Consider the following 10,159-nt stretch of genomic DNA (forward strand, 5'->3'; position numbering starts at 1 on the left):
GACAAGGGGCAACACGAGCGCCGACCGGGCGAGTCCGCCCACCGTCAGTGCGCGGACTCTATCCACAGGCACTCGCTCCGAAGATCGCTTATGAGGCGTCGTGCATCGCCAGTGAATGCAGAACATCGTGGGCTCCACTCGGTGGACGATGCCCGGCATCGTCACCACAGCCAGGCGGTGGAGTGCCGCACCCGGGACAGGGCACGGGCATCGCGGCGCGCGGCCGCGTTGCCGATCCGGTTCTGCCGGGACCGGGGCCGGCGCGACTGCGCGGCGGCGAGGCGGCGCTTCCCGGCGTCCTGGAGTCGCCGCCGCTGCTTGCGCAGCTCCTGCTTCTTCGCCGCCTTCGACTTCGGCTTCCGGGGGCGCTTCCAGATCGGCTGCCACCCCAGGGGCTCATCGGACTCGGGCTCCTGGTCCTCATCGAGCGCGGCGGATATGTCCTTGGCGGCTGCGCGGGCGCGGGCGAGGGCGTCATCAAGGCTGGGGGATTCTTCCGGGGTGCTCACGCGACTCCTCCTGTGGTCCGGCCCGGCGTGTGCTCGGTGCCGGGCTGCTGGGTGTGCGGCGGCGGGGCCGTCGCCGGGGCGGGCTGCGGTCGGGGGCCGTGGGCAACGGCGCGCTCCCGGATGCCGTCCTGGAGCTTGGCGGCTGCGGCCTCAAGGGTCCGGCGGGTCTGCTCCACCGTGTCGACGCCGGTCTCTTCCTCCAGGACGCGGCTGGCCTCCCGGGCGTAATGGAACGGCCGCGGGTGCGACCTCAAGGCGGCGGGCGCGGCGACGGCGCGCGGCCGGGTGCGGGAGCTCAGGCGCTCCGCACGCCGCGTTGCATGGACCCGGGTGACCAGGGCGCCAGCGGCGAGGCGGGCCCGCTCGTACTGGGGCGCGGACCGCTTCCGGGTCAGTGGGCGCAGCACCGCCTGGTCCTCGGTGTCGCGCGGGTACAGGGCGCGCAGGTCGGCGGTCATCATCCGTCGGCTGGCCCGGCGGGTGTAGTCGTCGACGACTGTCTGCACGATCTGTTCGTCCAGGCCCGCCTGGTGGGGCCAGCCGCGCAGGACATAGGAGAGGTAGCGGCGGGCTTCGGCGAGCAGGTGGTGGCGCTTGAACGCTCCGCGCATCACGTACACCACGGCGACGACGTCGACGGCCGCCAGCGTTATGTCGACCACCGGCCGCACCCGCGCCCACACCGCCGCGGCCGCAGCCCGCGCCCTCTCCGCCAGCCGGTCGACGACGTCGGCGCCGTAGGCCCGGATCGCCGACTCCCGCCATCGCTTGCGCAGCTCGGTCAGCGACCGCAGCTCCGTGCGCTTGGGCGGGCGCGTCTGGTCGGCGGCATGGCAGGCCAGCGCGTAGGCGGCCCGCTCCCCCGGCGAGTGGCCCTGCCGTTCCTCGTACTTGGCCGTGAGGACGGGCAGCGCGTCCTCGATCTGCTGGCGGCGGGTCGACTGCCAACAGATGAGCCGCTGGTCGATGCCCGCAATCTCCATGACAGGCCGGCGGCCGGGCGTCACCTCGCGCGGCTCCCACGCCCACCCGAGCCGGGCGGACACCTCCTCCATGAAGTACAGGAGGTAGAGGGTGTCGGCCGCGACGATGTGGGCCATCAGCGAGTCCGCCGACAGGTTGCCCCACGTCCCCTTATCGTCCGGCCGCCGGGCACGGATCGACACCACCGCGTGATCGTGGAGCAGCGGCTTTCCGGCTCTCGACTCGTAGTGCCGGAAGACCGCGACGATCAGCCCGTCCTTGACCCGGGCGCGGAGCCTGCCGCCGCCTTTCCAGCGGATCTCCGCGACCGCATCCCCCAGCCAGGCCAGTGTCTTGTCCCGGGCGATGTCCTGGCACAGCTCCAGCACCCGGCGGTGCTGGTCGTCCATCAGGGCCCACGCGATGTGTGCCGTCGGCGGGGGCCGGAAAGTCAGGTCGAAGCCCAGCCAGGGGGTGCGCTCCTTGGCCTTATCGGTCTTGGGCGAGCGGTTGTGCTCGATGGGCCTGCCCAGCACGGTCGCCCGCCGGGCCTGCTCCGGGCTCTTGCCCTGCGCCAGGAGCTCGCGCTCGATCCGGTCGGCGTCCGGGTGCCGGCCCTCACCCAGGAGCAGTTCGGCCTGCCGCTCGGTCACCACATCTCCGTCCTTGAGAGCGACCGCGGCCAAGCCCTGCCCCTTCCACACGCCGGGCGGGACGCCTGCTTCGTCCTGGGCGGCGCGCAGCGGCGCGCCCGCAGGGCGTTGGCCGTCGCCGACCATCACGCTGCGGAAGTAGTACTTCCACCCGTCGCCGGGACGAACCTCCGCTTTGCTGATCACTGGACCATGGAACCCCGCCTGTGACCTGCGGGAAAAGGGTGATCCGGGGTGCTTCCCGCCGGACGGGAGGCCATCAACAGATCTTTACCGTGACGCCCGCCAGGCGGGCCGTCCCGGCTGCCCGAGACGGTAAGCAGCCGCCGTGTGCACAGTCCGCGCATGAATCACGAACTTCTCCACGAAGACCTTTGCCCACTGTGCCGTCGACCGCTCCGTATCGAGTACGGCCACACCCGCCCCTCCGCCCAGCAGAACCACCCGGCCCGCACATGGATCACCGAGCGTCACTGCGACGACTGTGAGGCCACCCAACCCCAGCAGTTCTGGGACGTCATGCGTGCCCTCTACGAGAACTGACCGCCGTGCGAATGCTGCGCCACGACCACACAGGCCCCCGGGAAAGCCACCGCAACCGATCCCAACTACACCGCCGTTGAACGCGTGCCAGCGCACCGCCTGCCGCGACAACCCACGACTGAGCTTCACGTCACCGACGCCCTTCAACACGAATAGCCACCACCGCTCCGGGCCACCGGCCGGGGGCTTCGTGCTTCCTGAAGGAGTTCGCGTGCCCACCTACGAGGCCGCGCCCGCTGCACCATCGACCTGAACCACCTCGCCCCCGCCCAGCGCCGCCGCTTTCGCCAGGCCGTGGCGGCCGTCGTCGACGACCTGCGCACCGGCCGCGGGCGTTCCCTGCCCGCCTTCGCGTGGAGGCATCCGCAGCCCACCCGGTGTCTTCGAGCTGACCTGGGACGGCAACGGGCGGGCGACCTGGAAGTACGGGCCTGGGACGGTCCAGGGCGTACAGCACGTCATCTGGCGCCGTATCAGCACCCGCGACATCCTCACTGGCCCGCGACGCCGTACCGCGTCGGGAGCGGTGGGAGGGCGGTCAGCCACTGGCGGGCTCGGCGCCCGCGCCGAAGGGCGGGACGTCCGCGACCGCGACGTCCAGCCGGAGCCGGGCGAAGCGCACCGGGTGTCGCCACGATCCGCGCTCCTGTGCCGTGTCCACCATGATCTCGGCGACCAGCTCCGGTTCGACCAGCACGACGTCGAGCGGCGTGCGCGACCCCCAGGAAGTCGTGAACCGTACGCCCTCCCACGGGTGGCCGGGCTCTGCTGGTGTCAGCCGCTCGGCCAGGTCGCGCGCCGCGTCCGGCCGCAGCGCCGTACTGCGGCCGACCGGCCGGAGCGCTCCGGTCCCGTCGAGGCGGCCCAGCACGAGCGTCTGCGGCCGGCGCACGGTGCCGGTGATCGCGCCGACCAACGCCTCGGTGGTGTCCCGTCGGCGCACCTTGTAAAGCGCGCGGGCTCCCGGCAGATACCGCTGCCCACTCCCCCGGATCACCAGACCTTCGACACCGGGCACCTGCGTCCAGGACGCCAGCCACTGCTGCGCCGTCGACGGGTCGGTCGTCTCCGGGCAGAGCGTCCACGGGGCACTCAGCTCGCGGTCGGTGAACAGCTGCTCCAGCTGCGCGCGCCGCTCGCCGTACAGGACGTGCAGCAGTTCCTTCCCGTCGATCTGGAGGAGGTCGAAAGCGATGAAGTGCGCCGGCATCTCCTGAGCGAGGCGGGCAGCGGCGCGGCCACCGGAGACCGCGCGCCGCTGCAGCGCCTCGAACGAGATGTGGCCGTCCGCCCACACGACCAGCTCGCCATCGAGGACCAGGCCGTCGGGCAGGTGCGTGGCTGCGGCCACGAGCTCCGGGAAGCGGCTCTGCATGAGGCTGCCCCGGCGGGACTGCACCAGCAGCGGGCCTGGAGCCGGCCACGGGGTGAAGACGATCGCCCGGTAGCCGTCGAACTTCGGCTGAAATCGCAGCTCACCAGGCAGCCTGCCCGGCGCGGGCATCGTGTCACGGGCCTGTGCCAGCATCGGCTCCACCGGCGGCCGAAGCACCATAGGTCCGGTCTACGGGCTGGACGTCGTCCCCGCGACCGGGCGCAGCCACTGGTGTCGAGGTTCGCCGATGACCAGCGGCGTTAGCTGCTTTGTCGTTGTCTGGCAGCCGGGCGGGATCTGGCGCACTAGTCGTTGTGGTCGGCGTCCTGTGTGATCGCGCCTCACGCCGTTCTGCCCAGGACACGGATGAAGAGGGTGAGCAGCGCGACGCGGAGGCCGATGTGGTGCGGGTGGACTGTTCGGCGAGGGCAGGGCGCGGTGCGGTGCTCGGAGCTGTACCGCTGTGATCATGCAATTGCACGTTTCTGGACGTGCTACGCCACATGCTCGACCGAGTGGGGTCATTTTCTGATCGGAATGCAGCGCTCGATGTCGATCGTCCAGCATCGAGCGACCGCTCAAGAGAGGTGGTACGTCAGGGAATGACAGAAAGCGATCGGCGTCGAAAGCAGGGCACGGCTGACCCGCGGCATTACAGAACTCAGGGAGATTTCCGGCGTCTGAGCAACGAAAAACGCGCCGTCCTGGGGCAACCAAAATTTTGCCCGTTGTGCGGCTTTTGGTTGATTAGCTTATCGCACTGTGTATCGGTAGCTTCACCCTCAGGTGCGTGCGGGACCTCGCACAACGTCTACCAAACCCTGTTCGAAGTCCCGCACGCGTACGGCAATCCAAAGGAGTGCCCTATGGGGCGATCTACCCCCCGGCGCCGCCGGGTGAAACAACCTTCCGGCCGCTTCGTACGCAGCAAGCGTAGTGGCCGTAACGAAAACTTCCGTTACGTGAACCGCTTTGGCACACTCGCCGTCGGCGTGTTCATCGGCATCCTGTTCATTGGGTACCTGCTCATTTCCCGCCCGGCCGTCCACGTGACGGTTACGTCAGAGGCCGCAACGGTCCTCAGCGGTGTGCTCTCCGGCACCGCCCTCCGGCTTCTGAACAACCGCCGCTACCGGCGCTGAAAGGCCTCGGGCCGGGGGAAGACCGGCATCACCGCTTCTTCTCCCGGCCCGCTGGCGCGGGATGGCCCCGTGCCGGCCGGACCGCGCGAGTCAGGACGGCCGCGTGTGACGAAACCCGGGGAATCTCGGGTGTATCAGTCGCGGCCAACCCTCCATGAACCCTTTTCGTTACGGACGGAAGCAACCGTGAGTGACAGCTGCGAGTTCTGCGGATCCCAGCTCACCGGAGGCCCCGGGAAGGGCCGTCCCCGCAAGTACTGCGGTGACGCCTGCCGTCAGGCCGCCCACCGACGCCGCAGCAACGCCGGAACCCCTGACCCATCCACCGGGCCGCACCCCACACAGCCAGCTCCCACACCAGAGCCACCCCCTGTGCCCCGCCCGGCTCCGACCTCCCGCGCGGCCGGTCACGGCCCCTCGGCAGGAGACGAACTCCTCGCCGAGATCGCCAGAGACATCCAGGAAGGCGCCCGCGATCTCGCCCGCCTTCTTCCCACCCTCAGCGGGGAAGAGCCCCTGCAGCGCATCACCCAGCTGCAAGAACAGCTCGACGGCCTCACTGCCGCGGTCGTCGGCCGCGCCCGCTACCGTCGCGTCACCTGGGCCACCATCAGCTCCCTGCTGCGCATCAGCGAGGACACCGCCCGCCACCGCTACACCGACCGGTACATCCTGCGGCGCCTGGCCCGCTTCAACCGCTGCGAGACACCGCTCACCTGCCTGACCGGTCTCTTCACCACCCCCAACGGCACCGGCATGTCCCCCGAAGCCCCCGCCGGCAACGACGCCACCACTGACAACGCCGACACAGGCCACGACCGTGGGGAACGCGGAGACGCACCAGAGCAGACCGCACCCAGCGAACCATCAGGAGCCGCCTACAACCGGCTCTCACCGATCCTGTCCATGCTCATCCGCACCGCCCAGCTCACCAACAAGGAAGTCAGCCACAAGATCGGCTGCTCCCCCTCCTACCTGTCCCGCATACTGACCGGCGAACGCGTCCCCACCTGGGACCTCACCCGCAAGTTCGCCCACGCCTGCGGCGCCGACCCCGAAGTCCTGCGCGCCGTCTGGGAGACCGAGAAGCTCAGCCAGAAATACCGCGAACCCTCCCCCGACCCCGACGCCGAACCCCTGCCAGCCGCCGAAGAACTGCGCACCGCCATCCACACCCTGCACCTGCGCGCAGGACGCCCGGCACCCAGCGACATCGCCGTCGCCAGCCGCTGGGTCCTCACCGCCGGCACCGTCGCCTCCCTCCTCGAGGGCACCGTCCTGCCACCGCGCGATGTCCTGCAGAAGTTCGTCCGCCTCCTGGGCGGCGACGTCGACCGGATGACCCAGCTCCTTCACGACGCGCACCGCGAAGCCGCTCACGCCACAACCGCCCTGCAGCCCGCCAGCCGCCCTCAAGCCGACCCGGCCCCAGCTGCGCCCCGCCCCGCGAGCAGCACGCCGCCCGCGACCGCTTCCCGGCGCACCGGCCTCGCCGGACCGGACGCCGTGATGAGGACGTTCAGCAAAGTCCTCACCGAGGACCGCCCCGTGGAAGAGGGCCGCGCCCGTCTCCTGGACAAGCTTGCCGAACAAAGCCCCCAGGCCGACCGCGAGCGGCGCACGACACTTGCCGCACTCACGGAGGCTCTGCGGCAACGTAAGTTGCCGCCCGTCACCGCGATCACCCCGCTGCGCAGAACATGACGAGCCCTGCCTACCGCAGCCTCCCCGGCGGGCAGCCGTACACGGTCGGGTGAAGGAGCCCCAGTGGCAGAACCTTTGCAGCCGCGGGCACGTCCTGGCGTGCGTGAGGAAGATCCATGACGCACACGTGGCAGTGCCGGGCCTGGCCGTAGTGGAGGTGGCGGCCGCCGATGATGCGACCGCATTCGCCGTCCAGGCGTTGCTCGGCGCGCGGTGTGCCATCGCACCGGCGGACCGTACAACCCGCGAACCAGGCGAGCCGGGCGTACGGCTGCGCTGCTTTGTGAACCTCCACCCGGAGCCAGACTCGTAGCAGTGCCAGACGCAAGCCATCGGTGAGGGCCGCAGACACCGGCCGTTGCGGCCGCGGGTAACTGCGCTCTGCGCTCTACCGGGCGAGCGTGACGGTGACCGGCGCGTTCGGGCAGCGGCTCAGGTTCTCCGACAGGGCTGACCCTTCGCTGGGGTCGACGCTCAGGCCCCAGCGCATCTTGTCGGCGACCCAGTCGGCAACGTACTTGCAGCGGTAGCCCTCGGCCGACGGCAGCCACGTCGTCGGATCCTGGTCCGCCTTCGACCGGTTCGACGCAGCCGACACCGCAATCAGTGCCCGCTCGTCGCCCAGGTCGTTGGCATACGCCTCGCGCTCTTCAGACGACCAGTGCCAGGCGCCGGAGTCCCAGGCCTCGGCAAGCGGGACCAGGTGGTCGATGTCCAGGCCGCGCGGGCCGTCGATGTAGCGGTCGTCGTACGGGGAGTACCACTCTCCCCCGGTCAGCGTGCAACGCGGGCCCTGCTCCGGGGCGATCACGGCCTCGGCCTTCAGGACCTCGGCGCGGGTGTTGCAACCATCCTTGTCGGCGTCGACCCAGTGCTTGAACGCGTCGCGCTCGTAGCCGGTGCGGTCCTCCACGGAGATGGGCAGCTGGGCCAGGACGTCACGCACCGGGGCAGTGAGGGTCTGACCTGGATTACGCAGGAAGGCATCGGTGGGAGCGGCGTGGGCGGTGGCGGGCAGGAGTAGGACAGTGAGGGCGGCGGCGATGACGGCGGCACGGGGGAAGCGCACGGGCGGGGTCCTTTTCGAGATCACTGACTGGTCGTGATCTTCGTAGCGGCCCCAGAAGCCGACGCGCCCGGGATTGCCCTGGGGTTCCACTCGAGCGGGCGGTAAGTCGGATGGTCCCCTCTGTGACCGAGCGCGATAGTTGGCCCGTCTGGCCAAGTAGGTGCTCAGATCCGCGCCCGCCAGTCAGCGGCCGTGGAGACCTCACTCATCGCGCCGGCCGTCACTCCTGCTTGCCCGCGTTGGAGTGGAGTACAGCCGCCGCAATCTCCCGCACGCGGTCCAGGGTGATCCCCGTGCGCTGTTCGACGGCGAGGGGATGGTGGGTGGGTTCGAGCTCGACGAAGGGGCGCTCACCGACCGGGCGGGTGTGCACGTGCGTCTTCAGATTGAGGGTCGTTGGGTAGACCGGCAGGTCAGTGGTGAGCCAGCCGAAGTACGGCTTCTCAGCCTCGCGGCCGGGGGTGCCCCACAGATCTGCGGCCCTGGAGAAGCTCTCGCGGCTGAGCGAGACCCAGACGCCCCAGGAGAACACCTCGTCACTGTCTATGACCGGTATCTCGATCAGGCCCTTGACGAAGTAGTGCTGTGTGCACGGATCACGCACTGGTCCGCGGACAGCAGGCAGTCCTCGGCGCCGGCGAAGGCCCGATCCCACACGGCCGGAGCCTCGGCCGTGTAGTTCATTGGCAGCTCAGGGTGGTGGGACCCGCAGCACGAGCAGGTAAAGCCGAAATCGCTGGTCATGGTGCTGGAGCCTAGTGATGGCTGCCGGGATCATCCCGGGCGGCTCCGCTCCCGGCCGCCCTTGCGGGTCAGCTATCGCGCCCAGAGGCCAACCGTCGTACTCAAGGGCCAACTGTCCTGCTCAGTGTGCGACACGAAGTCGCTCCGGATAAGTAAGGACAGCCACGTGAAGGAGGTATCGATCGGCTGAACTTCGGGCCAGTGTCCAGGGCCCGTCCCCGCGCTCCCATGCGTCGCTGGCAACGGCGGGGTGTGAAGCGGAGCGTTCAAGCCCAAGGGCATCCCGGCCATCGGGTTGCAACAGGTGAGGGAAAGGCTGGACGGGCGAACGCAAGTGAACCCTCGATGATGCCCCGTGACTTCAAGACCGCGTCGATGGCGTGTTGGCGGCGGTCACAGGACCCGGTACTGGAAGGCACCAAGCGACCTTTGGGTAACTGAGCCCGAGGGGAGGACACCGCTGGTTCCGGGGTAGAGGGGGCGCCCACCCCAGCCGCGTCTTACTGGTGCGGAACGTGGAAACCCCGACGGGTCCAGGCCAACGGCTTGGTAGGTCGACCGCGAGGAAGGCTGAAGTCCCCGGCGGGAGAAGGAGGATCCAAGAAGCGAAGGCCGGCGGGCCGAAAGGCCAGAGGAAACCGAGAGACGGGACCTTCACCCGTCCCTCGCATAACTTGCCGGATACGGGTCCTGGTGGCCCGGCTCGAAAGGGCGCCCACGTGGATCAGGTGAGCCTTTGAAGTCACCGCTGCAAGGACGCTCGAACCGAGGGACAAGTTAGATACCGGAGGTGAACATGGAGATCACGACACCTGTCGTGACGTCCTCGCCTGCGGTGAACGGACCCGAGGACGACTTACTCGACTGGCACGGCATCGACTGGGCCACCTGCGAGGAGAACGTACGGCGGCTGAGGCAGAGGATCTTCAAGGCGACGCAGGACGGGGAACTCAAGAAGGTCCGCAACTTGCAGAAGCTCATGCTGCGAAGTCGCAGCAACACGCTGGTCAGCGTGAAGCGGGTGACGCAGCAGAGCAGTGGTCGCGAGACCGCTGGCATCGACGGGGAACGGGCCCTCACGCCGAAGGCGCGAGGCATCTTGGCGGCCGAGATCCATCGGTCGTCGAAGCCCTGGAAGGCCAGGCCGGTCAAGCGAGTGTTCATCCCGAAGAGCAACGGGAAACAACGGCCGCTCGGTATCCCGGTCATCCGTGACCGGGTTCTCCAGGCCCGCGTGAAAAATGCGCTGGAGCCTGAGTGGGAAGCGCGGTTCGAGCCGAGGTCCTATGGCTTCCGGCCCGGTCGCAGCTGTCAGGACGCGATATCCGCGATCTTCTGGACGGTGAAGGGCAAGAACCCGAAGTGAATCGCCCCGGGTTTGATGTAGATCATCAAGACCCGGAAGGATGCCGATCATGGCTGCTCCCCGTAAGTACCCCGACGAACTGCGTGAACGC

General features: G+C 69.2%; 8 protein-coding genes and 2 pseudogenes. 5 read left to right on the forward strand and 5 right to left on the reverse strand.

Features of this window, described 5'->3' with window-relative positions:
- Window positions 1-161 precede the first annotated feature (161 nt).
- On the reverse strand, window positions 162-509 hold the full coding sequence (locus tag AB0J12_RS37910; RefSeq protein WP_363269346.1) for a hypothetical protein: 348 nt from the start codon (window positions 507-509) through the stop codon (window positions 162-164).
- Window positions 506-2,251, reverse strand: a complete 1,746-nt coding sequence (mobF, locus tag AB0J12_RS37915) for a MobF family relaxase (protein ID WP_363269356.1) — start codon at window positions 2,249-2,251, stop codon at window positions 506-508. Before mobF ends, AB0J12_RS37910 begins: the two co-directional genes overlap by 4 nt.
- Window positions 2,252-2,470: 219 nt before the next feature.
- Here mobF and AB0J12_RS37920 point away from each other — a divergent pair, with 219 nt between their 5' ends.
- Window positions 2,471-2,668 (forward strand): hypothetical protein, encoded by a 198-nt coding sequence (locus AB0J12_RS37920; RefSeq protein ID WP_363269348.1) that lies wholly within the window; start codon window positions 2,471-2,473, stop codon window positions 2,666-2,668.
- Window positions 2,669-3,206: 538 nt separating this feature from the next.
- Here the strand turns inward: AB0J12_RS37920 and AB0J12_RS37925 are convergent.
- Entirely contained in the window at window positions 3,207-4,223 is a 1,017-nt protein-coding gene (locus AB0J12_RS37925) for an ATP-dependent DNA ligase (protein ID WP_363269349.1), read from the reverse strand.
- A gap of 686 nt (window positions 4,224-4,909) precedes the next feature.
- Here AB0J12_RS37925 and AB0J12_RS37930 point away from each other — a divergent pair.
- The 3 genes from AB0J12_RS37930 to AB0J12_RS37940 all read left to right on the forward strand — a co-directional run bounded on the left by AB0J12_RS37930 (window position 4,910) and on the right by AB0J12_RS37940 (window position 7,202).
- On the forward strand, window positions 4,910-5,185 hold the full coding sequence (locus AB0J12_RS37930; RefSeq protein WP_363269350.1) for a hypothetical protein: 276 nt from the start codon (window positions 4,910-4,912) through the stop codon (window positions 5,183-5,185).
- Between the two features lie 372 nt (window positions 5,186-5,557).
- Window positions 5,558-6,889 carry a helix-turn-helix transcriptional regulator gene (locus tag AB0J12_RS37935; RefSeq protein WP_363269351.1) on the forward strand — a complete coding sequence of 444 codons (1,332 nt, stop codon included), beginning with the start codon at window positions 5,558-5,560 and terminating at the stop codon, window positions 6,887-6,889.
- A 103-nt stretch (window positions 6,890-6,992) separates the two neighbouring features.
- Window positions 6,993-7,202 carry a DUF6207 family protein gene (locus tag AB0J12_RS37940; RefSeq protein WP_363269352.1) on the forward strand — a complete coding sequence of 70 codons (210 nt, stop codon included), beginning with the start codon at window positions 6,993-6,995 and terminating at the stop codon, window positions 7,200-7,202.
- Window positions 7,203-7,277: 75 nt separating this feature from the next.
- Here the strand turns inward: AB0J12_RS37940 and AB0J12_RS37945 are convergent, their stop codons facing one another.
- On the reverse strand, window positions 7,278-7,958 hold the full coding sequence (locus tag AB0J12_RS37945) for an HNH endonuclease family protein (RefSeq protein WP_363269353.1): 681 nt from the start codon (window positions 7,956-7,958) through the stop codon (window positions 7,278-7,280).
- A gap of 220 nt (window positions 7,959-8,178) precedes the next feature.
- Window positions 8,179-8,642, reverse strand: a pseudogene (locus AB0J12_RS37950) (DUF2199 domain-containing protein).
- Window positions 8,643-9,498: 856 nt separating this feature from the next.
- Here AB0J12_RS37950 and AB0J12_RS37955 point away from each other — a divergent pair.
- Window positions 9,499-10,038 (forward strand): annotated as a pseudogene (locus tag AB0J12_RS37955) (reverse transcriptase N-terminal domain-containing protein); the annotation flags it as partial.
- Between the last annotated feature and the right edge of the window lie 121 nt (window positions 10,039-10,159).

The organism is Streptomyces sp. NPDC049915 (assembly GCF_040656475.1).
Taxonomy (GTDB): domain Bacteria; phylum Actinomycetota; class Actinomycetes; order Streptomycetales; family Streptomycetaceae; genus Streptomyces.

Coding starts and splice junctions, on each gene's coding strand:
- mobF (WP_363269356.1), bottom strand. CDS start 2,251: ATGGTCGGCGACGGCCAACGCCCTGCGGGCGCGCCGCTGCGCGCCGCC.
- AB0J12_RS37920 (WP_363269348.1), top strand. CDS start 2,471: ATGAATCACGAACTTCTCCACGAAGACCTTTGCCCACTGTGCCGTCGA.
- AB0J12_RS37925 (WP_363269349.1), bottom strand. CDS start 4,223: ATGGTGCTTCGGCCGCCGGTGGAGCCGATGCTGGCACAGGCCCGTGAC.
- AB0J12_RS37930 (WP_363269350.1), top strand. CDS start 4,910: ATGGGGCGATCTACCCCCCGGCGCCGCCGGGTGAAACAACCTTCCGGC.